General features: G+C 49.1%; 31 protein-coding genes. 1 reads left to right on the top strand and 30 read right to left on the bottom strand.

Translation table 11 applies throughout. From position 1 onward, the window contains the following. Nucleotide 1: 1 nt before the first annotated feature. From KGMB01110_RS05245 to KGMB01110_RS05355, 22 genes are all read right to left on the bottom strand, one after another. Entirely contained in the window at nt 2-280 is a 279-nt protein-coding gene (locus tag KGMB01110_RS05245) for a hypothetical protein (RefSeq protein ID WP_004798047.1), read from the bottom strand. Further along, a complete protein-coding gene (locus KGMB01110_RS05250; RefSeq protein WP_330508041.1) occupies nt 277-2376 on the bottom strand; it encodes a type IA DNA topoisomerase in 2100 nt (699 codons plus the stop codon). The genes KGMB01110_RS05245 and KGMB01110_RS05250 overlap by 4 nt, the downstream gene beginning before the upstream one ends. Beyond that, entirely contained in the window at nt 2357-3049 is a 693-nt protein-coding gene (locus KGMB01110_RS05255; protein ID WP_119297773.1) for a conjugal transfer protein TraG, read from the bottom strand. The genes KGMB01110_RS05250 and KGMB01110_RS05255 overlap by 20 nt, the downstream gene beginning before the upstream one ends. Next, a complete protein-coding gene (locus tag KGMB01110_RS05260) occupies nt 3046-3240 on the bottom strand; it encodes a hypothetical protein (protein ID WP_119297774.1) in 195 nt (64 codons plus the stop codon). The genes KGMB01110_RS05255 and KGMB01110_RS05260 overlap by 4 nt, the downstream gene beginning before the upstream one ends. Continuing rightward, the gene (locus KGMB01110_RS05265) at nt 3237-4001 is read right to left on the bottom strand and encodes a DUF4366 domain-containing protein (RefSeq protein WP_119297775.1); all 765 of its coding nucleotides are present in this window, start codon (nt 3999-4001) and stop codon (nt 3237-3239) included. Before KGMB01110_RS05265 ends, KGMB01110_RS05260 begins: the two co-directional genes overlap by 4 nt. Continuing rightward, nucleotides 3991-4248 (bottom strand): DUF4315 family protein, encoded by a 258-nt coding sequence (locus tag KGMB01110_RS05270; RefSeq protein WP_119297776.1) that lies wholly within the window; start codon nt 4246-4248, stop codon nt 3991-3993. Before KGMB01110_RS05270 ends, KGMB01110_RS05265 begins: the two co-directional genes overlap by 11 nt. Nucleotides 4249-4276: 28 nt before the next feature. Then, on the bottom strand, nt 4277-6013 hold the full coding sequence (locus KGMB01110_RS05275; RefSeq protein ID WP_119297777.1) for a C40 family peptidase: 1737 nt from the start codon (nt 6011-6013) through the stop codon (nt 4277-4279). Then, nucleotides 6006-6386, bottom strand: a complete 381-nt coding sequence (locus KGMB01110_RS05280; protein WP_014078550.1) for a DUF3851 domain-containing protein — start codon at nt 6384-6386, stop codon at nt 6006-6008. Before KGMB01110_RS05280 ends, KGMB01110_RS05275 begins: the two co-directional genes overlap by 8 nt. Further along, entirely contained in the window at nt 6386-8788 is a 2403-nt protein-coding gene (locus KGMB01110_RS05285) for a VirB4-like conjugal transfer ATPase, CD1110 family (protein ID WP_119297778.1), read from the bottom strand. The genes KGMB01110_RS05280 and KGMB01110_RS05285 overlap by 1 nt, the downstream gene beginning before the upstream one ends. Then, nucleotides 8745-9200 carry a PrgI family protein gene (locus KGMB01110_RS05290; protein ID WP_005335865.1) on the bottom strand — a complete coding sequence of 152 codons (456 nt, stop codon included), beginning with the start codon at nt 9198-9200 and terminating at the stop codon, nt 8745-8747. The genes KGMB01110_RS05285 and KGMB01110_RS05290 overlap by 44 nt, the downstream gene beginning before the upstream one ends. 20 nt (nt 9201-9220) lie before the next feature. Continuing rightward, the gene (locus KGMB01110_RS05295; RefSeq protein WP_002576236.1) at nt 9221-10090 is read right to left on the bottom strand and encodes a VirB6/TrbL-like conjugal transfer protein, CD1112 family; all 870 of its coding nucleotides are present in this window, start codon (nt 10088-10090) and stop codon (nt 9221-9223) included. 69 nt (nt 10091-10159) lie between these two features. Continuing rightward, a complete protein-coding gene (locus KGMB01110_RS05300; protein WP_008818023.1) occupies nt 10160-10243 on the bottom strand; it encodes a Maff2 family mobile element protein in 84 nt (27 codons plus the stop codon). A gap of 94 nt (nt 10244-10337) precedes the next feature. Continuing rightward, the gene (locus KGMB01110_RS05305; RefSeq protein WP_119297779.1) at nt 10338-12008 is read right to left on the bottom strand and encodes a recombinase family protein; all 1671 of its coding nucleotides are present in this window, start codon (nt 12006-12008) and stop codon (nt 10338-10340) included. After that, entirely contained in the window at nt 12009-12206 is a 198-nt protein-coding gene (locus KGMB01110_RS05310; protein WP_002592708.1) for a hypothetical protein, read from the bottom strand. It abuts the gene before it with no gap. A 241-nt stretch (nt 12207-12447) separates the two neighbouring features. Continuing rightward, complete coding sequence (locus KGMB01110_RS05320; protein ID WP_002584323.1) at nt 12448-13785, bottom strand: virulence-associated E family protein; 1338 nt, start codon at nt 13783-13785, stop codon at nt 12448-12450. Then, entirely contained in the window at nt 13754-14398 is a 645-nt protein-coding gene (locus KGMB01110_RS05325; RefSeq protein ID WP_002584324.1) for a CHC2 zinc finger domain-containing protein, read from the bottom strand. Before KGMB01110_RS05325 ends, KGMB01110_RS05320 begins: the two co-directional genes overlap by 32 nt. 65 nt (nt 14399-14463) lie before the next feature. After that, entirely contained in the window at nt 14464-16044 is a 1581-nt protein-coding gene (gene mobQ, locus KGMB01110_RS05330) for a MobQ family relaxase (RefSeq protein WP_002584325.1), read from the bottom strand. A gap of 196 nt (nt 16045-16240) precedes the next feature. Next, nucleotides 16241-16786, bottom strand: coding sequence for an AAA family ATPase (locus KGMB01110_RS05335; RefSeq protein WP_002584326.1), 546 nt, complete (start codon nt 16784-16786; stop codon nt 16241-16243). A 214-nt stretch (nt 16787-17000) separates the two neighbouring features. Beyond that, entirely contained in the window at nt 17001-18461 is a 1461-nt protein-coding gene (locus tag KGMB01110_RS05340) for an Lsa family ABC-F type ribosomal protection protein (protein WP_002584327.1), read from the bottom strand. 746 nt (nt 18462-19207) lie between these two features. Then, nucleotides 19208-19504 carry a DUF3847 domain-containing protein gene (locus KGMB01110_RS05345; RefSeq protein WP_002584328.1) on the bottom strand — a complete coding sequence of 99 codons (297 nt, stop codon included), beginning with the start codon at nt 19502-19504 and terminating at the stop codon, nt 19208-19210. Continuing rightward, nucleotides 19497-19838 carry a DeoR family transcriptional regulator gene (locus KGMB01110_RS05350; RefSeq protein ID WP_002584329.1) on the bottom strand — a complete coding sequence of 114 codons (342 nt, stop codon included), beginning with the start codon at nt 19836-19838 and terminating at the stop codon, nt 19497-19499. Before KGMB01110_RS05350 ends, KGMB01110_RS05345 begins: the two co-directional genes overlap by 8 nt. Next, nucleotides 19835-20023, bottom strand: coding sequence for a hypothetical protein (locus KGMB01110_RS05355; protein WP_002584330.1), 189 nt, complete (start codon nt 20021-20023; stop codon nt 19835-19837). The genes KGMB01110_RS05350 and KGMB01110_RS05355 overlap by 4 nt, the downstream gene beginning before the upstream one ends. Before the next feature lie 483 nt (nt 20024-20506). Between KGMB01110_RS05355 and KGMB01110_RS05365 the strand changes: the two genes are divergently transcribed. Next, complete coding sequence (locus tag KGMB01110_RS05365) at nt 20507-21313, top strand: helix-turn-helix domain-containing protein (protein WP_002584331.1); 807 nt, start codon at nt 20507-20509, stop codon at nt 21311-21313. A 118-nt stretch (nt 21314-21431) separates the two neighbouring features. On the opposite strand, the gene KGMB01110_RS05370 is transcribed toward KGMB01110_RS05365, so the two are convergent. The 8 genes from KGMB01110_RS05370 to KGMB01110_RS05405 form a co-directional block, all read right to left on the bottom strand. Then, the gene (locus tag KGMB01110_RS05370; RefSeq protein WP_002584332.1) at nt 21432-21923 is read right to left on the bottom strand and encodes a nucleotidyltransferase domain-containing protein; all 492 of its coding nucleotides are present in this window, start codon (nt 21921-21923) and stop codon (nt 21432-21434) included. A gap of 51 nt (nt 21924-21974) precedes the next feature. After that, nucleotides 21975-22352 (bottom strand): TnpV protein, encoded by a 378-nt coding sequence (locus KGMB01110_RS05375; protein ID WP_002584333.1) that lies wholly within the window; start codon nt 22350-22352, stop codon nt 21975-21977. Beyond that, nucleotides 22312-22584 (bottom strand): helix-turn-helix domain-containing protein, encoded by a 273-nt coding sequence (locus tag KGMB01110_RS05380; RefSeq protein ID WP_002584334.1) that lies wholly within the window; start codon nt 22582-22584, stop codon nt 22312-22314. Before KGMB01110_RS05380 ends, KGMB01110_RS05375 begins: the two co-directional genes overlap by 41 nt. A 280-nt stretch (nt 22585-22864) precedes the next feature. Continuing rightward, entirely contained in the window at nt 22865-24472 is a 1608-nt protein-coding gene (locus KGMB01110_RS05385) for a recombinase family protein (protein ID WP_119297780.1), read from the bottom strand. 135 nt (nt 24473-24607) lie between these two features. Beyond that, the gene (locus KGMB01110_RS05390; protein ID WP_055163306.1) at nt 24608-24799 is read right to left on the bottom strand and encodes a transposon-encoded TnpW family protein; all 192 of its coding nucleotides are present in this window, start codon (nt 24797-24799) and stop codon (nt 24608-24610) included. Between the two features lie 12 nt (nt 24800-24811). Then, on the bottom strand, nt 24812-25651 hold the full coding sequence (locus tag KGMB01110_RS05395) for an ATP-binding protein (RefSeq protein WP_055163305.1): 840 nt from the start codon (nt 25649-25651) through the stop codon (nt 24812-24814). Further along, nucleotides 25648-26388: a phage replisome organizer N-terminal domain-containing protein gene (locus KGMB01110_RS05400; RefSeq protein ID WP_119297781.1), complete on the bottom strand. Its 741-nt coding sequence runs from the start codon at nt 26386-26388 to the stop codon at nt 25648-25650. Before KGMB01110_RS05400 ends, KGMB01110_RS05395 begins: the two co-directional genes overlap by 4 nt. Beyond that, nucleotides 26378-26572, bottom strand: a complete 195-nt coding sequence (locus tag KGMB01110_RS05405; protein WP_119299094.1) for a hypothetical protein — start codon at nt 26570-26572, stop codon at nt 26378-26380. The genes KGMB01110_RS05400 and KGMB01110_RS05405 overlap by 11 nt, the downstream gene beginning before the upstream one ends. Between the last annotated feature and the right edge of the window lie 27 nt (nt 26573-26599).

Raw genomic sequence — 26599 nt, forward strand, 5'->3', positions numbered from 1 at the left:
TTTAACTGCCGGACTTTTTCACAGGGGGCTGGTATCCGGCGGCTTTCGCACGCTCACTGGCAGCTTTGCGGCGCTCGGCGCTGTATGGCTCCCGGACTGATACACACCGCTTGGGGACGGTAAAGTTATGGGCGTCCTTTCGGGTGATCTGGTCGGGGTGCTTTTTTGCCAGCAGTTCCAGCTTCTCCATCAGACGGGGATCGTGGGTGTAGACCTCAGCCATTGGTTCTGCCTGGTTATAGAGGAGAATGGTTTCCCGTTCCACTAAAGAGAGCTTCATCGGCTGCCTCCTTTCCGCTGGTCAAATTCCAGCTTGAAGTTAGCATACTGTCCATCGTCCTCCAAAACCACAGTGGCATCGTAGGTCTTGCCGGTTTTCTCCGAATATAGCCCCGTCACACGGACACGGTCATCGTTCAGCAGCGCAGACACCACAGCCTTGGTCGGCTGTTTTTTCTTGGCAGCCCACCATTTGTTGTTTTTCCAGATTGCAAATCTGCAAGAATCATTCTGACAGAAGAAGCCTTTTTGCAGTTCTGCAACTTCACCGCCGCAGCGAGGGCATTTGCCCACCACCTCACGGGGCGGAGTGAACAGGTACTCGGTTCCCTTGATGACCTGATAAGTCCCCACCAGATCTTTCAGCATGGTGCTGATCCCGTCTAAAAACTCCTCCGGGGCAAGCTGCCCGCGCTCGATCTCGCCCAGGCGGTACTCCCACTCGGCAGTCAGAAGCGGCGATTGCAGTTGTTCCGGCAGCACTGTGATCAGGGAAACTGCATCGTGGGAAGGGAGAAGCTGCACCGTTTTCCTGCTCTTTTTTCGTTCCAGAAAACCGGCAGATACCAGCTTTTCCAAAATACCGGCACGGGTGGCCGGTGTCCCCAGACCTTTTCGCTCGGCGTCCTCCGGCATATTCTCTTTTCCGGCAGTCTCCATTGCGGACAATAGGGTGTCCTCCGTAAAGTGCTGAGGCGGACTGCTTTTGCCTTCTTTGACGATTGCCGCAGAAACCGAAAGTGTCTGTCCTTCGGTCAGCTCCGGCAGGGCTTTCTCTACGCCCTCTTTTTTCGGCTCTGTATCCTTCATTTTGGCACGATAAGCGTCCTCCAGTGCTTTCCATCCGGGGTGCTTCACTGTTTTTCCTTTTGTGGTAAACTCCCCACCGGCACACGCTGCAATCACAACGGTTTCCGAATAGATATGGGGCTGGGCTACGGCGCACATCAGACGCAGGGCCACCAGCTCCAGCACCGCTTTTTCTCCCGCAGGAAGGGCAGAAAGGTCTGCATCCTTGAGATTTCTGGTAGGGATTACTGCGTGGTGGTCGGTTACTTTCTTATCGTTGATTACCGTCTGCGGATCACAGGTAATGGCGATTCCTTTGCGAAACGGCATAGCACTGGCAACCAGATTCACCAACACCGGCAGGCTGTCTGCCATATCGCCAGTCAGATAGCGACTGTCAGTACGGGGATAGGTGCAGAGCTTCTTTTCATACAGGCTTTGCAGATAGTCCAGGGTCTGCTGGGCTGTAAATCCAAGCAGGCGGTTGGCATCTCTTTGCAGAGTAGTCAGGTCATAGAGGGCAGGCGGCTTTTCGGACTTTTCCTTGCACTCCACCTTTTTGATTGTGACATTTACACCCTGACAGGCTTCTTTCAGCTGCTCAGCAGCGGCCTTATCCGCCATGCGCTCCCCGGATACGGTAAGACCGGGCAGCTCCAGCGCCACGGTATAAAAGGGAATCGGCTGAAAGGTGTCGATCTCAGCTTCTCGCTGAACAATAAGCGCCAGCGTCGGGGACATCACGCGCCCGATGTTGAGGGTTCGGTGATACAGCACGGAAAAAAGCCTTGTCGCATTGATCCCCACCAGCCAGTCGGCCTTGGCACGGCAGAGGGCAGCATCCCGAAGTCCGTCATAATCCGCACCGGGGCGCAGGTTTGCAAAGCCTTCCCTTATGGCAGAGTCCTCCATCGAAGAAATCCAGAGCCTTTTCATAGGCTTCTTGCAACCTGCCAGCTCATAGACGCTACGGAAGATCATCTCGCCCTCGCGTCCGGCATCGCAGGCATTTACCACTTCCGTCACATCCGGGGCGTTCATCAGCTTTTTCAGAATATCAAACTGCTTTTTCTTATCCTTTCCCACTACCATCTGCCAATGTTCCGGCAGGATAGGCAGGTCATCATATCTCCACTTGGCATACTTGGGGTCATAGCTGTCTGCATCTGCAAGACCGGCCAGATGACCCACGCACCAGCTGACACGCCAGCCGTTACCCTCCAGATACCCGTCCTTACGGACGGTTGCGCCGATCACCGCCGCCAAACTCTGGGCAACTGATGGCTTTTCAGCAATTACAAGTTTCATAATCTTCATCCTCCCATTCTTCTCGCACAGGCGTGTGCAGCTTTTTCTCAATGCTGTTTTCCTCATCCAAAAGCAGGTTATAGCCAAACCGATAATCATAGCGGTACAGTTTCCCCAGCAGGTCATTGATGATGATGCGGCAAGCCAAAATGACACGGGTTTTATCCACCTGCATCAGCTGGTAGCGTTGATAATTGCTGTAATATTCTTCATGACGGTGGGTATTGCTGACAGTATCTTCAAACAAAATATCTACTGCATCCTGACAACCATCCTCTTTTTCCCCCTCCATACAGTTCAAAAGTTCCATTACCATAGGGAAGCTCTGTTCATCCATAGGAGCTTCTGCTGCAAGAAAACCGATCAGAGCAGATAAGAGCAGACAGGCTGCTGCCTGTTCCTGATCCGTCAAAACATCCATTGTTTTCTCCACATTTGGCAGGATCTTTTCTTTCACAAAATCTGCCGCGTCACCGGAATAAAGCTGACGGATAGAATCTATGGACAATGAAACTGTCACGGTATCTAAGGAGAAATCAAAGGGGTCATCTTGCTTTGGCGTTCTCCGAAGTTTGTTTAACATGGTAGAAAGAATGTCGCCGCCAAAATACACGGCAATCACCAGTAAATCAAAAACAGAAATCAGTTTAATAAATGTAATCAGAACACTCATTTTTTTCGTTTCCTTTCTTTAAGCCAGCGTTCCATCTCACGATGGCAGATACCTACGCAGGGTCTTCCATAATTCCCGCAACCATAGCAGGGGTGGCTGTGGGGTAAAGAAGGAGGACGGGAAGTTTCCTTCCCGCCCTCCGGCCTGCGTATCATCATGCGTTCATAGGGACTGTCTGTGAAACGGGTCATTTCACACTGTCCTCATCATCTTCTTCTGTGCTGCCCCCGTCAGCATCCGGTTCTTCCGACTCCTCACCCTCGGTTTCCCATTCCTCGGAATCTTCCTCGCCATAATCATAATCGTCCAGACTGTCATTGCCCTTGGTCTTAGGCTTGTTCTTAACGAGCTTCAAGTAGGCAAATACGCCACCGCCTCCCAGCAGAGCCAGCAAAAGGACCAGCGCAGCCGGGTTCAATCCGGCAGGCTTCTCCTTTTCCGGCTCCGATGTTTCTGCCGGAGGTTCCGGTGCTTTGCCCGTACATTTACTCTTATCAGTTGCGCAGACCGGGCAGGCCGTATTGACCGCCCCTGCTTCACATTTTGTTGAACAGCTGCATACCGCAGGCATCTCCTCTTTGGTTTTTCCATCTTCCATCAGCGCCGCAAGGTCTGCATCGTCCACCTGATTCAGAAAGTGAACAGCAGTCTCCTTGTCCTCATTCGCCCTATCAATCAAGATGTAAAAGTAATTTCCAGCTTTGGTCGTAACAGTAATAAGCTGCTTATTGCCTCCAAAATCATCCACCAATGCCGCATTCCCCTCCGGTGTAAGTGCCGGTGCCGGTTCTGTTTCTTCCACAATCACATTGCTGTCATTGGTAGAATCCTCTGCCGGTGCCGCCGGAGCCTGTTCTGACCCCTGTGCGAAAGCAGGGATTGTAAAGCCAAATGCCACAACCATTGTCAGGCAAAGGGCGGAAAGTGTTTTGCAAATTCTTTTATTCTTCATAAGCGGTAGCCTCCTGATTATTTGATTCCGACAGTGCTGTATCTCTGCCGTGGTTCATTTCACCGGAAAGCATAGCGTTCAGCTGTGCTGGAGTCATGCGTAACGCACGAACCATCTGAACGATTTCCAGATTCTCTGCCTCCGTTTTCTGTGCTTCCAAGGTCTTGAGCTTTTCCTGATATTCCGCAATCTTCTCACGGGTTTTCTCAATTTCCTGGTCGATACGTTCAATTTTGTTTTTTGCCATAACCGTTCACTCCTTTCCACAAAGTCTGTTACCAGTTCATCAGGCCGTAGCCCTTAATACTTTGATAATTCAGGTCATAACTTTTGATCTTGCAGGCATCGCCGGAATTTCCCTCCACGGTATAAACACGGCTGCCATCCGTACCGATCACGATACCCACATGGTCTGCTGTCCCATCCAAATCCCAATCAAAGAAAATTGCATCTCCGGGAGCCAGATTGTTATAGCCTCTTGCACCCCATTGTCCATGAGACTGGAACCACGGAACGCCCTGCCACTCACAGCCTGCAAAGCGCGGTTCACTTTTTCCAGCCTGGTTATAACACCAGGATACAAAGCAGGCGCACCACTCCACGCGGCTGTCAAAGCCATACCAGCTCCAATAAGGATAGCCGCCCACATTGCCGACCTGACGCTTGGCCAGCTCCACCAGCTGCGGATTTCCGGGACGGGTTCCATTTACGAACTGCACACCGGTCAAGTCCTCGGAATTGCTCATGTCAGGGGAACCACCGCCAAACAACAGCGGCTTATTGCCCATGGTCTGCCGGTAAACCTGATACATTTCCATCTGCTCCGGGGTCAGTAACTCCGACGCCACAGCGGAAATGGGCTTGCTGGTGAGTTTCACATTCAAAATGTAATACTCATAGGGGACTTCTTCTGAGGTGGTCTCGCCGGTCTCCGGGTCGGTGGAGGTCTCCGTGCGGTAGCGAATCTCCACTTCCTCAGTAAGCGTCAGCTGATACTGTGCTGCAAACACACGCGCCAGCTCTGCCTGAGCGCTCTGCTGGGTGTAACCTTGCAAGACGGCAGACAGAAATGCTGCCAGCTCATGAGGGTCATGGCCGATCATACCAAGGTCATAGCGATACTCGTCATACCCTGGGTGGCTGCTTTCAATGTTGTCGATTTCCTCCTGCAACTGGACTTCTCTGGCTGCATAATCTGCCTCCACTGCCAGCATTTCCGGGTCATCCGACGGATAGGTGGTGCCGGAGAGAACGGAACCGATGCTCTGCGCCATCATGGAGCAGGAGGACATGGTATTCATCAGCATACAGGTAATGAGGAACAAAACCCCTGCCATCAGGAAACCCTTCTTGTGGCGCATGACGAACGCCCCTGCCTGCTGTGCCTTTTCTTTTACCGTCCTTGCGGCTTTTCCGGTTTTGGATGCAGCCTGGGCGGTATTTCCGGCAGTCTGACCGGCGTGTTTGGCGGCGGCATACTGCCTTTTGATGGCCTGCTTTTGCTGCCAGCGGGAAAGCGGATTGCTGGCAAACTGGGGATTTTCCTGCAAAGATTTCTGGTACAGAACATTTACATTTGCCTTTTCCAGTTGGCGCTCTGCCTGTGCTGCTTTGCGGTACGGCTTCAGCTTGTGGCTGCGATAGCCCTCCCGCACCAGATAAGCGCCGGTCTCCACCGCCTCCTCGGACTTGTGGGCGCTTTCCACGCCCACATTGTCCTGCTCTGTTTCCCGGATCTCTTTGTGGAGCTTGCCCGCAACCAGATGGACGGGAGCTTGCCTGACTCCTTGAGAAACTTTGGAAGGTGGCTTTTTCTTGTCCTCAAAGGTCAGCTTCGAGGTCTTTTTCCCGGTATCTGGGTCAATGACCGTCTGCCTGACCTTTTTCTTTGGGATATTGGCCTGCGCCTTATCTGCTCTGGCCGCAGCTTTCTCCGCTTTACAGATCGGCTTTTCCAGTGCAGGGTCAGACCGTTCCTCATCAGTAAAGCGCAGACGCGGTTCCTTATTCAAACCATTCTCCCAGCATGAGGGAGGACATCATGTAGTGCAGCTCTGCATAAATGGCCATTCCCACCGGATCGTTGAACATACAGCCGGACAGGTAGGCATAAAACTGTGCCACCACATCGGACAGGATCTTCGCTTCGGTTCCTTCCAGAACCAGACCACCCATACCTTCCTTGGCACGGATGGTGCTCCAGACCTCTGCCAGACGGAGTAGCCCCACCTGACCGGTCTCATTCAGTTCGGCTGCCTGATCTGCCGCCGTGCGGCACTCACTTACCGCATCGGCCATGACTGTAAGCAGCTGGCTGCGCTGGGCATTTACCGCCCTGTCAAAAAACATCAGCGGATTTTTATTCAAAATGTTGGGGTTCATCATCATTCATCCTCCTTCTTTTTCAGTTCCTGGGGTTTGGTAGTCATAATGCGGTAAAGTTCGGTGTTCTTCGGGAAGTGATCCACAAACGGCAGGATCGTGGAACCATAGAACAGCAGGCCCTCGCCCTCACCGGAGTGGGTCACATAGCTAAGCTGGTGCGTGGAAATCCCCAGTTGCTTCGCCAAAATCTGGCGGTCTCCGCCTGCCTGGTTAAGCATATACACGAAGTCCGAGTTTTCAAAGATGTTCTCTACCTCGCGGCTGCTCAAAAGGTCTTTGACATTCTGGGTGATACCTGTCGGAATACCGCCCCATTTTCTGAATCGCTTCCAGATTTCCACCGTATAGGCGGCGGTCTGCTCCTCCTTCAAAAGCAGGTGCATCTCGTCGATGTAGTAACGGGTGGACTTGTGGGCGGCACGGTTGATGGTAACGCGGTTCCACACCTGATCCTGTACCACCAGCATACCGATTTTTTTAAGCTGCTTGCCCAGTTCCTTGATGTCGTAGCAGACAATCCGGTTATCAATGTCCACATTGCTCTGATGATTGAACACATTCAACGAACCCGTTACATAGATTTCCAATGCCGTTGCAATGTACTGAGCTTCTTTTTCTTCCTGCTCCCGCAACAGGTTATAAAGGTCCTCCAAAATCGGCATATTCTCCGGCTTCGGGTCATTGAGATATTCGTTGTAAACCAACCGTACACAACGGTCAATAATGGTTTTCTGCACCGGCTGCAAGCCCTCCTTACCGCCCACGATCAGCTCACACAAGCTGAGGATAAAATCAGACTTGAGTGACAGCGGGCTTTCATCATCCGAATAGTCCAGATTCAGATCCATCGGATTGATATAGTTGGTTGAAGTAGGTGAGATCTTGATGACCTGCCCATGCAGACGCTCAACAAGAGGTGCGTACTCCGCTTCCGGGTCACAGATAATGACATCATCGCTGGTAAGCAAAAAGCAGTTGGCAATTTCTCGTTTTGCGCTGAAGGACTTACCGGAACCTGGCGTACCCAGAATCAGGCCGTTGGGGTTTTTCAGCAGCTTTCTGTCCACCATAATGAGGTTGTTTGACAGAGCATTGATGCCGTAGTACAGGGCTTCTTTCCCGTTCTGGAACAGTTCCTGCGTAGTAAAGGGCACAAAGATAGCTGTGGAACTGGTGGTCAGTCCTCGCTGAATCTCAATCTGATTGAGACCCAGAGGCAGACAGCTCATCAGCCCTTCTTCCTGCTGGAAGTCCAGCCTGGTCAGCTGACAGTTATACTTCTGGGCAATAGAGCCTGCCTGAAAGATGTTGTTGCCAAGCTGACGGGGATTGTCCGCTGTGTTCAGCACCAGAAAGGTCAAAAGGAACATTCTCTCGTTGCGGCTCTGCAAATCCTGCAAGAGTTTTTTCGCTTCACTGCCGTAGGTAGCAAGGTCAGATGGAATGATGTCCATGTCGTATCCGGCACGGACTGCTTTTTTCTGTTCCTCGATCTTGCTGCGGTCCAGGTCGGTAATCTTTCGCTTTACCGTTTTGATGGCTTTCACCTGATCCACCGACTGAATGTGCATACTCACAATGAGCGAGCTTTCCATATCCAGAAAATCAGCCAGCAAACGGTCATTCAGTTCCGGTGCGAGAATCTGCAAAAAAGAAACAGTCCCGTATTTCTTACCCATACGGAACTGCTTGCCGGTGCGGAACTCAAAGGAGCTTGGTGCAATAAAATCCTTTGTGGACAGACCGGAAGGAGCCAGCCAGTCCCATTCAAACTGAAACGGGAGTTGTTCATCCATGTGGAATACCGCATGAAGCTGAAAAAGCCTTTCTTTACCGTCCAGCGTTCTGGCAACTACACCAAGACGCTTGAAGTTATTAAGTATATCGGTCTCAATACGCTCCAGACGGGGCTTGGCGGCTTTGATGCTGTCCGCGTCGATACCAAAGGTCAGGTATTTGGTCTTGATGAGACCGTTGTTACCTCTGGCCAGCTGATTTTGCAGCATTGTGGTGTATTCCTCGCGGATACTGTCAAAGGCGTCCCTCTGGGGCGGGATGGAAATGGAGTTAGCAAAGGTCTCCTCCGATGCCGCAAGGTTCAAAAAAGACAGCTGGAAATGAATCGAGCTATCAAAATAATTGAGGAAATCACACCAACCCTCAAAGATTGCCGTCTTATCTTCGTTTTGGGAGAGCTGATAGTTGATGTCCTGAAACTGGATGGTCTTTGTGTAGTGGCTGTCCGATACGCGGCAGATTCCGTCCGGCCACATCCGTTCATAAGGGATACTGTCCTGCGCAGATTTTCCTTTTTTGTCCGTGCGGTTAGCGCGGGCAATGGCCGCTTCGATCTGCTTCTTATCGGCGCGGGACAGTTTTTTCTTTGTCTTTACCGGCTGCACAGTTTTTTCCTCGGTTTTTCCGAACATCCGATGCAGCCATTTTTTTATTGCGGTGAACAATGTCATACACCTCCTTATCGAGCATTTCCTGCCGCTTTAATACGGCATAAAAGTTGTTGGTCTGGTAGGGACGCTGCTTGGGACGGATCACAGCTACTTTGAGAATGTTGCCCACGATCTTTTCCAGCGGCTGTCCATGCTTTTCGTACATAGCCAGCATAAAGAAGGGCAGCATAACCAGCATCATACACATAGCCGCTACACTGTTTCCGGTAGGTTTTCTGAGCAAAAAGAAAAGCGGTACGCCAATAAGCGCTCCGCCCGTGAAGCAGATAAGCTGCCGCTTGGTCAGATTGAACATGACCTTTGTTTTGACTTTTGTTAAGTCCTTGGGTACGGGTACATAAGCCAATGTGGAAACCTCCTTCCGTTTTAGTGCGCCTGAAAGACCGATTTGGCGAGACTGCCGGTTTTGAACAGCGTAAAACATAGCAGTACGGTGTAGCCCACGCAGCTCCAGATTGCCATGATGATGTCATCTTCCAGAGCAATGTTCTGCACCAGCACAGCATAAATTGCCACGCAGACTATAATGAGAAACGCCTGAAAGCCCAGTGCCAGCAGGGATCGGAGGTAATTCTGTCCCATACCGCCCCATTCTTTGCCCATCATTGCAGCCATTGGAACGGGAGCCACCGAAGTTACAAGGTAGATCTCGATCATACGGCCATAAATAACGATAAAGATACAGATATACAACGCCCACATGGTAATGCCAATAAAGAGGGATTGGAACCACAGTCCGAACAGCGGTCCCAAATCCATTTCCATCAGCCTCGGTTCCAGATCGGTCATAACTGAGGAAATGTCAATGGACGCATCCGAATTGATAATCCCTGCCGCCTGCGCCACCACGCTCTGCGCCATATCAAAGACGCCCATCACGATATTCCATGTGTTTGTGACAATGAGGATGGCGGCAGCTGATTTGAACACCCACTTGAAAATCATCCAGGTATCCACATCATGCAGGTTATTCTTGTCTGCAATCATCTGGATCAGGTCTACGGTCATCACGATAGCCAGGATCACACCTGCAATCGGCACCATGATGGAGTTTGACAGATTCTCAATCATATTGAAAATACTGCCATTCCATCCCTGTGGGGTCTGTCCTACCTGTACGGATATATCCGCGACCTGTTGGTTTACGCTGTCAAACATCCCCGAAAGGTTGCTCATAATACCGCCCACCAGCATTTCTTTCAGCCAATTTGTCAGGGCTTCAAGTAAGAAATCCATACGGTGTCAACCTCCTTTCCGCCGCCCCCGCAGAACTGCGGGAGCGGCAAGGATTTCATGCAGGAACGCTTAGACAGAGAACAGCCCGGAGAGCAGAGGTACAAGGACCATGCCGACTACGGCTACACCAGCACCGGCCATAAGCTGTTTCATCCCCAATTAGGTGTAAAAACTCTGCTCGATGGCGGGCGGCGGCGTACAAAAAATCTATATGGTGTTGTTAAGAGAACCGTCCCGGCGGGACAGGTCAGGCAGTGACCTGTTCCACCTCCGGGATGGGTTTGAGATTAAAATGAATTTCGATAGAAATGTGTCTTGTTTTATCTTCGTCAATGCGCTCATGCACAACGATTTCTTTGATTAAGCGGTTGAGGGTGGCTGCGTCCAGCTCTGTGATGTTGGCGTATTCCTGAATGGCTTCCACCCATTGTTTTGCATCATTGGCAAGCTGGACTTCATCGGACAGCCGCTTTCTGCCCTCGGACACTTTTGTTTTAAGCTCCGTCTGCTCGGTCTGTGTCTTTTCCAGCATGGTGTTGAAATTCTGCTCACTGATACGCCCTGCAATCATATCCTCATAAAGCCGCATGACCATTTTGTCCAGAACCTCAATCCGTTCCTCGTCCCTTGTAAGGGAGCGTTCCATTGCTTCCCGCTGTTCCCGCTGCTCGGCTTCACAGGTATTGGTCAGGCGGTCGGCAACCGCTTCCCCGTCCATCAGGGCAGCTCTGGCACATTCCCGGATTTTCCGCAGCACATGGCTGTAAAGGGTGTCATAATCAATCCGGTGCTGGGTGCAGTGGTTCTTTCCAAAGGCATTGTAGGTCTTGCAGGAGTAAATCCGCTGGGGATGTTTAGCGTTTGTGTAGCGTACCGTCAGCGACTTCCCACACTCGCCGCATTTTAACAGTCCGGCAAACAGGCTGATTTCATTGGTCTGCCCCGGACGCTGGCGGGATTTCAGCTTGTTCTGCACAATGTCAAAGCTCATGCTGTCAATCAGCGGTTCATGCTGTCCCTCCACCACAATCCAGTCCTCCGGCTTCTTTTCCCCAATCGTGCCGATTTTGAAGCGGTAGTCCTTTTTCTGGGAAGCAATCGCCCCGGTGTAGACGGGATTCATCAAAAGGTCTTTGATAACGGAGAAGTCCCACATATACCGCCCGTTTTCTGGGTCTTTCTTTTCCCATTTGGTGCGGGTATTGCGAAGCCCCCGTTCCCGGTTCCACCATGTAGGGCAGGGGATTTTTTCTTTCTCCAGCCGTCTGCGGATATAGTTCGGACCATGACCGTTCAGGGCATATCCGAAAATCAGCCGCACAATCGGGGCGGTTTCCTCGTCAATGAGCAGATGGTTTTTGTCCTCCGGGTCTTTCCGATACCCAAACGGGGCAAGACACCCGGTAAACTGTCCTTTCTGCGCTTTCAGAAGATAAGAGGAATGGACTTTCTTGGAAATATCCTTGCTGTACATCTCGTTCAGGATATTCTTGAACGGGGCAATGTCGTTGTTATCCCGCAGGGTGTCGATGCCGTCATTCATGGCGATATAGCGGACACCTTTTCTTGGGAAAAAGTCCTCAATCAAATGCCCGGTTTGCAGATAATTACGCCCCAGTCGGCTGAGGTCTTTCGTGATGACAAGGTTGATCTGCCTGCGCTCAATGGCTCTCAACATTCTCTGTAGGTCAGGACGCTCCATGTTAAGACCTGTGAAGCCATCGTCCTGATAGACTGCCACAACCTCCCATCCCTGCTTTTCGCAGTATTTTTCCAGCATATCACGCTGGTTTGCGATACTGGCACTTTCGCCTTGCAGGTCATCGTCCTTTGACAGCCTGCAATAGACCGCCGCACGATAACCCCCGGCAAGTGCCGAACCGATTGTTCTGTATTCCATTTCGTTCATCATAGCCATTTACCCACACAATCCAGACGGTATCTGGCTCTTTTGAACCTCATCTTCATTATAGCCTATATCTTTCTTTTTAGCAAGATATTCTTTTGCATTTGTCTTTCCGTATTTCTGGGAAATCAGGCTGACGAACACATCAGTGGCGTCAAGCTCCCCGTCAAATACAGTGGTCACATGAATCTCTGTTTTGTTTTTTGCCATAGGCAGTTATCCTCCATACATGAAAATAGCCAGACAGAGGGTGTCGGCAACGAAGTCCGGCAACGGACTTCAAAAGACCTTGCAAACAATCTCAATCTGGCGATGGTTACTATTTATACTTTTCTTTTATTTTTTTGTTGTTTTGGTTGTTATAAGGGAGAAAAGCCCGGAAATAAGGGGTTTTTCCCGGCAACCGGCTCGGCAACGGGATAACAACAGGGGGTGCAACGGGCTGTCCTTTTCAGAATGGAAGCTCCATCTGTTCTGTGACCTCCACAAAACCGTCCATCGTTTTTTCAGACGGGTTGCCGGAGTCCGTTGCCGGGTTTTCACGCTCCCAGCCCTTTTGTCTGCCATATTCGGAAAACATTCTTGGGTTTGGGAAGTACCGCCAGCTGGAAATGCACTGGTTCATAATCTCGTTGATTTCCCGGATTTCCCATTGCTTCGGCTCGTCAAAAGCATGGTTCAAGGCTTCCTTATAGAGCTGCTTGGAGCAGACCATGCTCCCGGTGTATTTATCAAGATACGCCTGTATCATCCCGGCTTTGGTGTCCTCCGGCATAAAATCCCGCTGGTGTTCTTTGAGATACCGCTGCATGGCGGGGCTGAAAGCCAGCTTGAACCTGCCGCTTTTATAAATCTCCATCGCTTCCGCCCACATCTGCCCGATATAGGCTCTGGAAGCGGCTTCATCCTCCAAAATGTGAACTTCCGCCTGCTCCGGGTACACCATGACCGGGATAAAGCGGCGGTTGCCGGAACGGTCAAGGGGCAGGAAATCAAGGGCATTGGAAGTGCCGCCAAACACGCACTGACGGGGGCGGTCTGCCGGGTGGGTTTCATAAGGTATCTTGTAGACCTCTTTCTGCCGGCTTAAAAATGACTTGATTTCCTCAATGCTCTTGGCGTTGGCGGTTGCCATCATTTCCGACATTTCAATAATCCAGTGACCTTGCAGCTTGCGGTACACATTGTCATCGTCCAGCTTCCGCAAATCATCGGAGAACCACTCGTCCCGGACTGCCAGCAGCCGGAAGAAGGTGGACTTTCCAGCCCCCTGACCGCCTACCAGACAGAGCATGATTTCAAACTTGCACCCCGGCTGAAAGGCTCGTGAGATTGCACCCAGCAGGAACAGCTTCAACGCTTCATAGGTGTAATCGTCTGCGTCAGCCCCCAGAAAGTGCCGCAGGCAGAAGCGGATTCGCTCTGTCCCGTCCCACACAAGGGTATTGAGATAGTCCCGGATGGGATGGTACTTGTTTTCATTCGCCACAATCCCGATGGCGTTATCAATCTTTTTCTCATTGGTAAGCCCGTAGGTTTCTTCCAGATAAAGAAGCAGATACTTCATGTCCGTATCGTTCAGGGCGGTGCTTTCTCTGTGAAAACCGATGGGCTTTATGATGTCCTTGCGGTCAGTCAGGATGTTGTATGCGATAGCCCCTGAAAGCAGAGGGTCACGTTGGAATACGGTCAGGCAGTTCCGTATGCTCTGACGGACACCGCCTTTCTCGGTGGTTTCCAGCCCCGCCTTGATTTCCTCAACGCTCTGGGGCGGCTGCATGGCGTTCATAGTGTTTTTTAGTTCTTGCTGCGTCTGCGGCTGCAAGTTCTGCCATTCGCTGTTCAAGCTGTATCACATCCTTTCCGTAGTCCGTAATCAAATCCGCTTTTTCCTCTGTTTCCCCGAACAGCAGCACATCCAGCAGATATTCCACTTGGGCTTGCTTCTGTAAGGCTTCCACAAACCGGGGATGAAAGGCTTCCTCCGGGGAGTGCGGGGCGTAGTCCGTTCTCCATGCCATCAGCAGATGGAGATAATCGGCAAGAATACGGAAGCAGCGATTCTTTGCTTCCTGAAACTGTTCCTCCGGGGATTTCTGCCGGGTCTTGGGCTTTTTTACCTTTCCCGGCGGTTTCCAGTCCTCATAGGAAAGCCCGAAGTCCTGTGCCAGCTGTACGGCGGCTTCTTTCTTTCCCAGCCCATACAGGGCGGCGGCAAAATCAATCACATCCCCATCCGCACCGCAGCCGAAGCAATGGTAACGCCGATCCAGCTTCATGCTTGGGGTTTTATCGTTATGGAACGGGCAGCAAGCCATCCCGTTCCGACCTACATGGATTCCATAATACTCCGCAGCCTGTCTTGTTGTGACGGACTGCTTCACAGCTTCGAATACATTCAAATCTATCCCTCCTTGAAAATAAGAAAAGCACCTGACATTCTCTAATTGAAAATGGCAAGTGCCTGTTAAAGTTCCATATCCTGTTGTCTGTGTTTCTCCTGTGCCGGGGCGGTTCTTTGTGCTTTTTTCTCGTCAGTCTTATCCTGCAAGACTTCTTTGATGGGCTGCTTCTTGGGCGGCTCTTTGCTTTCCTCTGTGCCGGGTGTGGCTTTCCGTACCCAGTAGCGGATGTCCCGCAGCTTCTTCAAATCCTCCTGTACCTCGGTCAGTGGTACTTTCAGCTCTGCGATTTCGCTGAGAAGCGTTTCCTGCTCCTGTTGCAACTCATTTTTCGTTTTATCCTTATCGTCCGGGTGCTTGGCAAGGTAGTCAGCGGCTTTCTCATACCGGGCAACCTCCGGGTGTTCCTGTTTGAATTTCCCCTTTATTTTCTTAAAAAATATCTTCTGGTACTTCTCATAGACAGCCTTACATTCCTTGCAGTCTGTCCGGCTGGCAAGAATCCCGTCAATCACTTTGCTCCGGGCTTCCTTTGGCTTCATCTGATTGCGGTAATCTGCGGCTGATTTCCCGGAAGATTCCAGAAACGCTTCTAAGTCCTCCACAGTGGAAAGCCCCTTTTGCCGGAGATAGGACAGGGCTTCGCTGACTGCCTTTAAGTCCTGTGAAGTTCCCCGGTTCTGTCCAGCCCTTGTCCAGTCCTTCCGTTCTTCCTTTCGTATCTCCATATACTTCATCAGCAGATTGGGAAGAAGTGTCGCTTCCTCCGCCGCCTTTTGTGCAAGCAGCTCCTTCCGTTTTTCTCCCAGCTCGGTAATCCAGCCTTTGAGGTTTTGGATAAGCTGCCGGATGGACTTCATCAGGCGGTTGGCGGCTCTGATTTCCCGGTTCAGGTTGCCGATATTCGTCTGGATACCTCGCTTTTCCATCTGCCGGACAGCAGTCCCCTCATGGACAGTGGGGACTATATCAAGCCCCTGTCTGGCATAGGAACGCAAGTCCACACGCTCCGGGCGGTCATTGGCGTCCAGATAGCGGTTCTGGATAACCTCCCATTCATGCCGCCAGATTTCACAATACTTCTGGTCGTTCCAGTCCACCGTATCCTCCTTGTGGCTTTTCCACCTGCCGGACGGCAGCTTTATCCGTTCCCCATTCTCGTCAAGGTCATAAACCTTGCGGCTCTTGGGAAGCCATTTTCCATGTTCATCCATTGCCCGCATGGTCAGCAGGACATGGGCGTGGGGATTGTGTCCCGGCGGATGGGGGTCATGGATGGCAAAATCAGCAATCATGCCTTTGGAAACAAACTGCTGTTCACAAAACTCCCGTACAAGGACAGCGTACTGGTCGGGCGGTATCTCTCTGGGAATGGTAAGCACCCACCGCCTTGCAAGCTGGGAGTTCCATTGCTTTTCCACCGCTTCGGCGGCATTCCATAAAGTATTGCGGTCTGCATATTCCTGTGGAGCATTTGCCGGGAGCAGGATTTCATTGTGGACGATACCACGCTTTTCCGGGTAGTGCTTTACTTGCTGGTCGTATTCACAGAACAGCTTTTCGCCGCTTTGGTAAGCAGCGGCGGCAACCGCAGACTGCCGCTGGCTGCGCTGAACAATCGTGATTTCGTTGTGTGGACAAGGCATTTCGTGTCCCTCCTTTCGCTAATTGGTGGATGGGGTGGCGTTTTACCACCTCATTTTGGGCAGAAAAAAAGCAGGAGACCTTTTTCAGATTTCCTGCTCGGTGTGCCACTGTGTGAGCGGCGGGTATTTAGTTGTAAAAGTTCGGGACAAGTTGACCCGATGTAAAGCTAACAAACTGGAATTGCACCAAAACAATCTAAGACAACAACGCTGCCCTACTTGCGATTTTTTCTTGTACTGCGGAAACAGTTTCTTGAATGGAATAAGTGGTCGTATCTATAACATTCGATTCATATATTCCCAGATTGCAAAATTGCTCCCACATGGTTTCTACCAATTCGATATTTGTCTTTCGGTCTAACTTTGAGCGTTCAACAGCTCGCTTCAAGGTTTCTTCCTTACTTGCCCTTAAAATAATATAATGCACCTCATAATGTTCCCGAACAAGACTTTGCCACGGCTTTAAAAACCACGGTCCGATAATACCGTCAACAATTACATCATATCCACCACGAGCATATCGCTTCGCAGCTTCTAAAAACGCTTCAATGACAATCAAATTTTGCTCATTTGATTCTGGCAAATGCGGTGGTATTGCCCCTTTACTCAAATAATGATAAAAGTCATCTGTGTGCATATGCACAGACTTTTCCAAATCTGATTCTTTTGCAACAGCAGATGCCGTTGTAGTTTTTCCTGTCCCCGGCGCACCTGTGATTACAATAATTCTACCTTGATTCATCTATATTTTACCTCCACAAATTACGATTTTCTTAATTCTACAAACTGGAATTTGAGTCTCTGTAAAGCTGGAATTAACCCATACAATTATTTTAATTTAGAGGTTCTTACGCAATTATCCGTATTTTGTAATTTTTCAATACTGGAATGCCAGTGTAAATCAGCATTCTCCATTTTTATTAAAGCGAAAAACGTAAAATTGCGGAAGAACCAATTTAGATATTCACAATTTTACTTGCCACAGTATCTCGAAAAACACTGTCATGTTCTACCAGGAGCATGGTCGGGGCAAACTCCGTTATGAGTTGTTCAATCTGCATACGTGAGTACACATCAATAAAGTTGAGCGGTTCATCCCATACATACAAGTGTGCCTTTTCACAAAGGCTTTTCGCAATTAGGACTTTCTTCTTTTGCCCGCCAGAAAAGTCTTTAATATCCTTTTCAAACTGTACACGCTCAAAGTCCATTTTCCTAAGAATTGCCTTGAACAAACTTTCATCAAGGTTGTTTTCTTCTGCAAACTCGGAAAGGGTTCCACATAAATACGATGTATCCTGTGGCACATAAGAAATTACAAGCCCAGAGCCAAGTGTTACTGTACCCGTATAATCTATGGACTGCCCGACTACCAACTTTAACAGGCTACTTTTGCCACTGCCGTTCTTTCCATCAAGCACAATGCGTTCTCCCTGTCTTATTTCAAACGAAACGGGTTCACAAACTGAAATGCCATCATAATAAACTACTACATTCGATAATGATGCAAGCAAATCTGTATGGTAATTAAGCGGTTGTATCTTGAGGGCTTCTGCGGTTTCCATATTTTTCAGCAATGCTGATTTTTGTTCGATTGTCTGTTGTTGTCTCGCTTCTATAGATTTTGAACGCTTCATCATTTTGGCGGCTTTATGACCGACATAACCTTTATCTGCTGCCCCAATTTTGGAAGCTTCTACACGTTCAGACCATACTGCAGCGCGTTTTGCCGACTGCTGTAATCGTCTGATGTCCTTTTGCAAACGTTCGTTCTGAGCCAGTTCAAATTCTTGCTGTCGCTCAAAATTTGACATCCATGATGAAAAGTTTCCTCTTTGCACTTCGATATTCGCTCGGTTAATCGATAGAATATAGTCAACACAATCGTCAAGAAAGCGACGATCGTGAGAAACTAAGATGAATCCCTTTTTCTTTTTCAGATATGCCGCCACACTTTTTCTCGCTTTGGCATCCAAATGGTTGGTAGGTTCATCAATCAGTAGGAAATGCCCTTCATTAAGAAAAAGAGCGGCAATCAAAACCTTTGTCTGCTCTCCGTTGGAAAGTGTTTCAAAAGGTCGCCAAAGCACATCGACATCAACATCAAGATAAGAAAGTTCTCGCATAAGTTCCCATTCTTCCGCAAGTGGGCAAATCTCCTGCAATATATCCTCTGTAATACGATTCTTATCTGAAACGGGATAAGGAAAATAATCAAACTGTACGGATGATAGGATTTTTCCACTATACTCATATTTCCCAAGCAGAAGATTCAGAAAGGTTGTTTTACCTCGTCCGTTTCTGCCCACAAAACCAAGCTTCCAATCGGTATCAACCTGGAAACTGACATTTTCAAAAACATTATCATAACTTGTCGGATATGAAAACGTAAGGTTTTCAATTTTAATCATTGACATAAATATTATCCTCCTTTGCATGTCATACGATACAAAGTCGGTTCGGTGAATGTTTACTACGTATAGATTTCACCAAAAGGAACCGACACTATACGGAGTGAATCATGTGTAACTATCTGTTCTGCACTATTCATAAAGCACCTCCAAAACAAAATAAGAGCCACAAGAAAGTTTATCCTTGCAGCTCGTCATAGCATAAAATAACACCACTAAGCAAAAGTGGCAACAGCACTATATTGAGTAAGATAGACATATAACTTTCTTGCAATAGACACAATAATGCCAAAGTATAGCACTACCGCATATTTTGATTTTATTTGCAAGAAAAGTTAATCATCTTCCCACCTCTTTCTAAATTTCAAAATATTATACCATAAATCGCAGGCAAATACAAGTGGTTATAAAAATTTAACAAATCGCTTATAATACAATCATATAACTTTACGCATTCCTTACTGACCGTAAAATTCCGATTTATTGCTGACTTTATTATACTTTATTGCCTATCGAAAAGATAGCATATTTTATGAAACTTGTCGGCTGGGAACAGCTTGCAACGCAAGGTGTCCCCAGATGACAAGTCCACAAAAGGGTAGCTGGCGGTAGCCAGCGCAGGGGAAGCGTAGCGTCCCCTGTATGATTTGGAGCAGACCATGACTGCGAAAAATCACAGCCCTCCGGCAAGGAGCCTTCGGAGAACGCAATGCACCAACCTTTGGGTGGTGTATAATTGCGCCCTTAGTAAACTAAGGGGTTTCCGGCTTCTCACGTTCCAGCAGTTTCTTCAATAGTTCCTGCGTGTCCTGCCTGTGAAAAATGAGTGTCAACAACAGCATGACATCATCATCTGTCAGGCGTTCCGGCTCTTGCAGAAAACTTTCCAGCATACCGCCACGAGTACAGAGCCGGTGTGTCCGTTCTTTTCGGGTAAGCTGCTTTAGCTGGTGCTGCAATGCCTTTTCATCATTGATGGCTTTCCGCAGTTTCTTTTCACTCTTTTCCAACTCTCGGTTGAGCTTTTCCAGCTTTGAGGTATCAGGCAAGGGCAGCGTCCTCCTTTCCCGGTATCAGCACATAAATCCTGTTTGGTTCTCCAACGCCCTGACGCACTCGCATGATCAGTCCGGCGGTTTCCAGTTCATTCAGAGAACGCTTGACCGTCATGGGGCTGCGGGACAGGACTGCGGCAATGGCTGTGACAGGGAAGCAGATAAACAGGATTCCGTTCTCGTCCTCCTGTCCGTTGGATAGCATAGCGTCCAACATCCGGCAGTACATGACCTTTGCGGTGCTGCTGACTGGAAATCCTGTCAACGCTCTGGGAAAGGGCATACAGGGCGGCAACGGTGTGCCTATCGTCATAAATTCAAAATTCATTCGGTGTGTTCCTCCTTTTTCTTTGCTCTTTTGGATAAATAACGGGGGCAGTCAACCACAACCGCCCGGAAGCTCTGCTTGCACCCATGCTTGCATTTCCGGCATAATTCGTTGTAAGTGACACGCCCCCGGTCATTGAGGTAAAAAGAAAGCTCATGCTTCCTCTTTTTGCTCATTCTCGGCATATTGCGTTTCCTCCCGTTTTAGTGTATAGTTTCGGGGCGATTTTCGGCAAAATTACGGTCATAGAGCCGTCTAAAATCTCCAGAAGTATCAGCAATAGGGTAGACTATCCCCCTATCAGATTGTCGTGTTTCGGTATCATTTCGGTATCAGTTCGCCAGTTCTCCCCGGTGTCGTTCCTCCCCTGAATCTCACAGCGGCGTATTGCTCCCTTTGGTACGCTCGTTTCGGTCAGGGTTCCTCCATATCCCTGCCAAAAGTCATGGCGCTACATCGCCGGGGAAGCATATCCCACACAGGCTGGTCATTCGATTGGAATAATCCATCGATGAACTACCTGTATCATAGAACATTTTTGTGCCCTGTGCCGTATGTCCACAAAGTAGGAATTAAGGGTAAAAATCAGAAATTTCCACGATTGCGGAAAGTATGATATAATCCAGTTAAGCGGCAGTAATGAAACCGCCGGAAAGGAGCGTGCGCCCATGAAAGGAGCGACAAGCATACAGGAACGCCTTTGGGAACTCCGCAAGGACAAAGGCTTAAATCTGGAAGAATTATCAGAGCTGACGGGCATTTCCAAATCAGCTCTTGGCAGTTATGAAAAAGAGGATTATAAGGAAATCAATCATGGCAACCTTATCACGCTGGCAGACTTCTATGGGGTTTCCGTTGATTATCTGCTGTGCCGGACAGAGAACCGGGAGCAGATCAACACGCCACTAACAGAGCTGCATTTGAATGATGAGATGGTGGCACTTCTGAAAGGCGGTCGGATTAACAACCGTCTGCTCTGTGAGCTTGCCACTCATAAGGACTTTATCAAGTTTCTTGCGGACATTGAGATTTATGTAGATGGGATTGCCACCATGCAGATTCAAAACCTCAACGCCCTTGTCGATACTGTCCGGCATGAAATCATTGAACGGTATCGCCCCGGCGAAGACGACCCGCATTTGAAAGTGCTGCAAGCCGCCCATATCAGCGATGATGAATATTTCAGCCACATGGTTCTTGATGACCTCAATCTCATTATCCGGGATATTCGGGAAGCCCACAAAAAGGACAGCGAGAGTGCGCCCCAGACCACCGTTGCCGATGAATTGAAAGAAAATTTGGAAGCGGTTGAAAATTTCAAGGGCAGTCGGGATGAAAAGCTGGTTGTCCTTTACTGCAAGCAGCTCGGCATCAACTATAAAAATCTGTCAGACGAAGAATTTCGCTGGCTCATTCGGATTCTACAAAAATCAAAGAAAACAGGAACTCCTATCAGTCAAAGGAAAAAACGGTAAAGAAAAACCGCTGTTGCATGGTTGTGTTTGCTTCCATGTAGCAGCGGTTGGTGCTATACTTATTCAGTTAAAATTTCAAAGCGATAAAGTGGAATTTATCTTAGAAATTACAGCAATGTTATTTTGATAAACTTTCAAGAATTGAAATATCATGCTTATCTTTATCTCTTAATTCATAACCTGAATGGAAAACTCTTTGGCCTTTTAAGGATATACAAGGAATTGTTTTTCCTTCAAAAAAAGCACTACCAAAGTAATCTTTTTCAAACTCATACCAGCCACCCTCTAAATCAGCTTGTTTTGAAGTTCCGTCCTCACTTAAAACGAACGGGTGAATGTCTAAGTAACCAAGTTCATCACTATATAACTCTATTCTAACCGGTTTCCAGTCTGTATCAATTTTATAGCCCAGATTCAAAAGCACATTTAACAATTTTTCCGTATGTTGAGCATCAAAATTTATATCTATATCTCTATGAATTCTTGTTTGTTTACCAGCTAAAATATCTACACCCCATCCGCCATCCAACCAGTATGTAATTCCAGTATTTTCGAATAATTCTATTACTTTCATTAAATCTTCTTTTGTTGTTATTTCTTTTCTACCCATACAAAGTCTCCTTTACAACTTCTAATTTGTAATAATCATTCTACCATACCGTTATGAATAAATCATCTCATGTAAAACAATTTCTTCTGCCCGGTTGTGAATGTTATTGCAACGCTGCACCCATTCCATTTGACGGGTACGCTTCAATTCCTCGGTCACGCCCTCGGCAGCTTTCATCTGCTCCATGATGGTGTCTAACCGTTTCTGTGCCTGTTCGTTCAGGTCTGCAAGATATGTCCACAATTCCCCGGTCAGGGTCAATGTGTGTAATCTGGCTGGGCAGACTTCTCTTAAATATTCCCGGTGCATCCGTCCGTACTTTCCGATGGGGCGGTGTTCCTCCGGCAACTTCAAGTCCGGGATGTAGTAATCTCCAACAAGGATATAATCAATTCCGTTTTCTTTTATTCTTGGTTTCAATTCGCTCATGTTCCTTACCTCCTGTGGAAGCAGGCTCGTCTGGTACTAACTCAATCACATCGGTAATCTCACAATTCAGCGTTTCGCAGATACGGGCTAATGTATCCATGCTGATGTGCTTTCCCTCTTTGCTCATGTTGGCAATCATATTTGTTGTCATACCAGCGGCAAGCCTTAAATCCTCTTTTCTCATATCACGCTCTAACAGTGTGTGCCAGAGTGGTTTATAGCTGATGTGCATATTGTTTTCCTGCCTTTCTATCCATACCACCGGAGCGGCTGCCCCGGCAGGAACTTTTCTCTTATTATAGCACCAATCTTGTGAAATCACAATTTATTCTTGTAGCCTGCCGCTGATACCGTCTGGATTGGCTTTTCCTTTCTTTTTGTTCCCTTTAATTAGCCATGAACTGCTTCATTCCCTGAGACTTTGCTTATGTGTGATAAAGAAGTAATAGAAGTGTAAAAAATTTTGCCGTTCCTATCCGATACTTGCCTTTGGTATCGGATAGGGCGGGCGGTCATTCGGGCAAGTCCACCTTGCCAACGAAAGAATAGTAAATCTCAATGTCCTGTCTGCGTGTGCCGTTTTCATCGTAGCTGCACTCATGCACAACGATTTTCTCTACAAACTCACGCAAGAGGGTGTGGGTCAGTTCCTCAAAGTTCATGTGCTTGCGGACAATGTTCATAAACTTTTCTGCGTTTACGGTGGCTTCCTGCGCTTTAGAAAGCTCCGCCTGTATTCTGGCAACACGCTCTTTCAATTCCTGCTGTTCGGCTTCGTAGTCTGCCGAAAGCTCTGTGAAACGCTCGTCAGAAATGCGACCGCTTACGCTGTCCTCATACAACCGCTTGAAAATGGCGGAAAGCTCGCTGATACGCTTTTCAGCGGCTTCCAACTCCTTTTTCTTGGCGGCGTTCCGGCGTTTGCCGCCGTCCTCGTTCTGCTCGATCAGCAGCTTCATAAACCGGGCTTCATGCTTTGCCGCATAGCTCGTCACTTTTCGCAGATTGGAGAGAACGCCCGCAGTCAAAAGGTCGGTGCGGATAAAATGCGCGGTGCAGTCACGGGTACGCTTCTTGTAGTTCCCGCAGATATAGCAATCCTGTTTCCGCTTATCGGTCTGGTAGCGCTGCTGATACATGACGCTGCCGCAGTCCGCGCAAAAGAGCATACCAGAGAATAAGCCCACTTCATCATAGCGGTTTGGACGCTTGCGCTGTTTGCGTAATTCCTGCACACGCTCCCATGTCTGGGTGTCGATGATAGGCTCATGGTGGTTCTCGAAAATTGCCTGTTTCTCAATGGGATTTTCTACGCTGTGCTTGGTCTTGTAGGACGGTTTCTCCGTCTTGAAGTTCACCAGACAGCCCATGTACTCCCGGTTTTCAAGGATATGCACCACGGTATTTGTCGCCCATTTGCATTCATAGCCGGGGTGATAGCGGCGGGTGCTGCCCGTCCTGCGGTATTCCAGCGTTCCCGGCGTTGGGATTTCCTGTTCGGTCAGCATACGGGCTATCTTGGTCGGGCCGTTCCCGGCAAGGCACAGACGGTATATCTGCTTGACTACGGGCGCGGCTTCCTCGTCAATGATGAAGTTTTCGTCCTCGTCCATGAGGTAGCCGTACACGGGTTTGCTCGTAACAGGCTTGCCGCTCATGCCTTTTGACCGTTTTACAGCTTTGATTTTCTTGCTCGTATCTCTCACCAGCCATTCGTTGAAAATGTTCCGCAGAGGGGCAAAATCATTATCGCCCTGTGCGCTGTCCACTCCATCGTTGATGGCGATAAAGCGGACGCCTTTTTGTGGGAAAATCATCTCGGTATACATTCCCACCTGCAAGTAGTTTCGCCCTAACCGTGACATATCCTTTACGATAACGGTAGCCACTTTCCCGGCTTCAATGTCCGCAAGCATGGATTGAAAGCCCGGTCTTTGGAAGTTCGCACCAGAATAGCCATCGTCCGTGTACCAGCGTAGATTGGAAAAACCGTTCTGCTTTGCGTAGGTTTCAAGAATACGCTTCTGGTTGGAAATGGAATTGCTTTCGCCTTGCAGCTCGTCCTCATGGGATAGTCTTGGATAAAGGGCAGTGATTTTCTGGGTGGTCTGTCTTAACATAAAATCCTCCGTTTCCGACAGCCAGCCCCACTATTCCGTATTTCGATTATACCACATGGGGCGGCTGTCTGTATAGCGGCTTCTGCTTCTTTACCGCCCGGTAAAATGATGATTTTTTCTGTGCGGCTTGTAGCGTTAAGTCGAAAGCTGGGCTTTGTGTCCTGCGGCGGCTTCCGCCTCCAGCACTTTCATCATCTTATCGGCTGCGGTGTCGGTGGTATCTTTTTTGAAAAAGCCGGAAACGACAAGGACGGTGTTGCCCATGCGGATCTCTGTCACGCAGTCCGGGCGGCGTTCCGGGGTGGTGTTCTGCTTGTTCTCTGCCATAGGCAACTCCTTTCATCTCATCAATTCTTTCAGCCTGTTCAGCTTGGCTTGCGCCGTTTCACGGCGGAAGTTCTCGCCTGTAAAGAGGATAGGGGCGCACATTTCCAAAAGGCGGTCATAAATCCGGGCATGAGCGGTGTCCAGCGGATTTTGCAGGCTGTCCAATGTCAGATTGGTGGTGACGATTAGGGGCTTGCGGCTGCGGTAGCGGCTGTCAATCACATTGTAGACCTGTTCTAAACCGTACTCTGTGCCGCGCTCCATTCCAAAATCATCAATGATAAGCAGAGGGAAACGGCAAAGACGCTCGATATACTCGTTGCGCCCCTCAAAGCTGGCGGTCAGGTCATTCAAAATCGCAGAAAAATTCGTCATGCGGACAGCGACTTCCTGCTCCATGAGAGCATTAGCGATACACCCGGCAAAATAGCTTTTCCCTGTGCCGACTTTGCCCCATAGCAGATAGCCGATATTTTCCTCGCGCATGGTTTCCCAATGCTCCACATAGAAGTGTGCAATCTCCATTTGCGGGCATTTCCCGTTGTCATTGGCAAAAGTCCATTCCTGCATGGTGGGATTGGTAAATCCCCCGCGTTTCAAGTCCTCCACGGTATCAAGGTGTTTTCTGCGCTGCTCGGCGGCTTCACGTTCCAAACGCTGGGCTTTCTGGCAGTTACATTCTGCCGGGTGGCGGTCACGCCCAAACAGGGCGGCTTGCTTTTCCGGGAAGTAGGCTTCTTTCGGTGTGTGGCACTTGCCGCAGTAAAGCAGCCCGTCCTCGCCCGTGTAGTCCTCCGGCTGCGGGGTATCAGCCGCCGTATTCAAAACTCGTTCCGTAAACAGATTACTCATAAGCTCTCGCCCTCCTTGCAGGTGTATTCGGGTATGCCCTGTTTCGGGGCAGCCTTTGCGGTATCGTCTGCCGCCCATCTGCGGATAGTGGCGGCGTGGTTTTTATATTTCTTGCCCGTGGACGCGATATAGCCGGAAAGACGCTCAATGTAGTACGCCCATTTTTCGGGCAGCTCCGCTTGCAGTTCGGAAAGCTCCGTATCGGTCAGAAATACATTCTCATATCTGCCGTAGCTGCGGGCGGGGGCTTGTCCCTTTAACTCTCCCTCTTTTTCTAACTCTATATCTATCTCTTTCTTTATCTCTATCTCTGGTGGACGAATGTCGGACAAATGTCCGCCATTTGTCCGCGGCGGCAAAAGTGCCTTATTTTCAAGCCTTGCGGCTCGTTTCCGTTCCGCTTCGGTAGAGGATTGACCGATCATCAGCTCAATGTCGGTCATATAGAGCAGCCCGCAGTCAAGCTGCTCCACAAGCCCTAACTGCTGGAAGATGGATAATGCCCGTTCCACCGTCCCGATTTGGTGACGGGTCAGCGTGGCTATCATCTGGGCGGTATAGGGGATATGCTCGTCAAGCTGTAATCTGCCGCCATTTTTCAGCGATTTTAAGTACAGCTTCAAGAGAATATTGGAATACAAAATCCCGTCTTTCATGTCCTCCAACAGCACAACGGAATCGCTGTCGAAGAAGTTTTCTTTCAGTTTGAGGTAGTAATATTTGCGGTTATCTGCCATTGGCGATGTCCTCCCTGTGTTTCCATCTCTTAGAGAAATACCGGGGGCAGAGGACGATAATCGCCCGGAAGCTCTGCTTGCAGCCGTGTGTGCAGCCCCGGCAAAGGTCATTGTAGGTGATACGGTTTCGGTGGTTGAGGAAAAAGCTCCATTCCAACCGCCGCTTTTTGCTCATGCGCGGCATTTCTCGCTCCTTCCTGCCGTTTCCGCT

The sequence above is a fragment of the Mediterraneibacter butyricigenes genome (assembly GCF_003574295.1).
Taxonomy (GTDB): Bacteria; Bacillota; Clostridia; order Lachnospirales; family Lachnospiraceae; genus Mediterraneibacter_A; species Mediterraneibacter_A butyricigenes.

Bases quoted from the DNA above. Each gene is read 5' to 3' on its own strand.
- KGMB01110_RS05245 (WP_004798047.1), bottom strand. From the start codon at position 280: ATGAAGCTCTCTTTAGTGGAACGGGAAACCATTCTCCTCTATAACCAG.
- KGMB01110_RS05250 (WP_330508041.1), bottom strand. From the start codon at position 2,376: ATGAAACTTGTAATTGCTGAAAAGCCATCAGTTGCCCAGAGTTTGGCG.
- KGMB01110_RS05255 (WP_119297773.1), bottom strand. From the start codon at position 3,049: ATGAGTGTTCTGATTACATTTATTAAACTGATTTCTGTTTTTGATTTA.
- KGMB01110_RS05260 (WP_119297774.1), bottom strand. From the start codon at position 3,240: ATGACCCGTTTCACAGACAGTCCCTATGAACGCATGATGATACGCAGG.
- KGMB01110_RS05265 (WP_119297775.1), bottom strand. From the start codon at position 4,001: ATGAAGAATAAAAGAATTTGCAAAACACTTTCCGCCCTTTGCCTGACA.
- KGMB01110_RS05270 (WP_119297776.1), bottom strand. From the start codon at position 4,248: ATGGCAAAAAACAAAATTGAACGTATCGACCAGGAAATTGAGAAAACC.
- KGMB01110_RS05280 (WP_014078550.1), bottom strand. From the start codon at position 6,386: ATGATGAACCCCAACATTTTGAATAAAAATCCGCTGATGTTTTTTGAC.
- KGMB01110_RS05295 (WP_002576236.1), bottom strand. From the start codon at position 10,090: ATGGATTTCTTACTTGAAGCCCTGACAAATTGGCTGAAAGAAATGCTG.
- KGMB01110_RS05300 (WP_008818023.1), bottom strand. From the start codon at position 10,243: ATGAAACAGCTTATGGCCGGTGCTGGTGTAGCCGTAGTCGGCATGGTC.
- KGMB01110_RS05305 (WP_119297779.1), bottom strand. From the start codon at position 12,008: ATGGCTATGATGAACGAAATGGAATACAGAACAATCGGTTCGGCACTT.
- KGMB01110_RS05310 (WP_002592708.1), bottom strand. From the start codon at position 12,206: ATGGCAAAAAACAAAACAGAGATTCATGTGACCACTGTATTTGACGGG.
- KGMB01110_RS05320 (WP_002584323.1), bottom strand. From the start codon at position 13,785: ATGAACGCCATGCAGCCGCCCCAGAGCGTTGAGGAAATCAAGGCGGGG.
- mobQ (WP_002584325.1), bottom strand. From the start codon at position 16,044: ATGCCTTGTCCACACAACGAAATCACGATTGTTCAGCGCAGCCAGCGG.
- KGMB01110_RS05335 (WP_002584326.1), bottom strand. From the start codon at position 16,786: ATGAATCAAGGTAGAATTATTGTAATCACAGGTGCGCCGGGGACAGGA.
- KGMB01110_RS05340 (WP_002584327.1), bottom strand. From the start codon at position 18,461: ATGTCAATGATTAAAATTGAAAACCTTACGTTTTCATATCCGACAAGT.
- KGMB01110_RS05350 (WP_002584329.1), bottom strand. From the start codon at position 19,838: ATGAATTTTGAATTTATGACGATAGGCACACCGTTGCCGCCCTGTATG.
- KGMB01110_RS05355 (WP_002584330.1), bottom strand. From the start codon at position 20,023: ATGCCGAGAATGAGCAAAAAGAGGAAGCATGAGCTTTCTTTTTACCTC.
- KGMB01110_RS05365 (WP_002584331.1), top strand. From the start codon at position 20,507: ATGAAAGGAGCGACAAGCATACAGGAACGCCTTTGGGAACTCCGCAAG.
- KGMB01110_RS05370 (WP_002584332.1), bottom strand. From the start codon at position 21,923: ATGGGTAGAAAAGAAATAACAACAAAAGAAGATTTAATGAAAGTAATA.
- KGMB01110_RS05375 (WP_002584333.1), bottom strand. From the start codon at position 22,352: ATGAGCGAATTGAAACCAAGAATAAAAGAAAACGGAATTGATTATATC.
- KGMB01110_RS05380 (WP_002584334.1), bottom strand. From the start codon at position 22,584: ATGCACATCAGCTATAAACCACTCTGGCACACACTGTTAGAGCGTGAT.
- KGMB01110_RS05385 (WP_119297780.1), bottom strand. From the start codon at position 24,472: ATGTTAAGACAGACCACCCAGAAAATCACTGCCCTTTATCCAAGACTA.
- KGMB01110_RS05390 (WP_055163306.1), bottom strand. From the start codon at position 24,799: ATGGCAGAGAACAAGCAGAACACCACCCCGGAACGCCGCCCGGACTGC.
- KGMB01110_RS05395 (WP_055163305.1), bottom strand. From the start codon at position 25,651: ATGAGTAATCTGTTTACGGAACGAGTTTTGAATACGGCGGCTGATACC.
- KGMB01110_RS05400 (WP_119297781.1), bottom strand. From the start codon at position 26,388: ATGGCAGATAACCGCAAATATTACTACCTCAAACTGAAAGAAAACTTC.
- KGMB01110_RS05405 (WP_119299094.1), bottom strand. From the start codon at position 26,572: ATGCCGCGCATGAGCAAAAAGCGGCGGTTGGAATGGAGCTTTTTCCTC.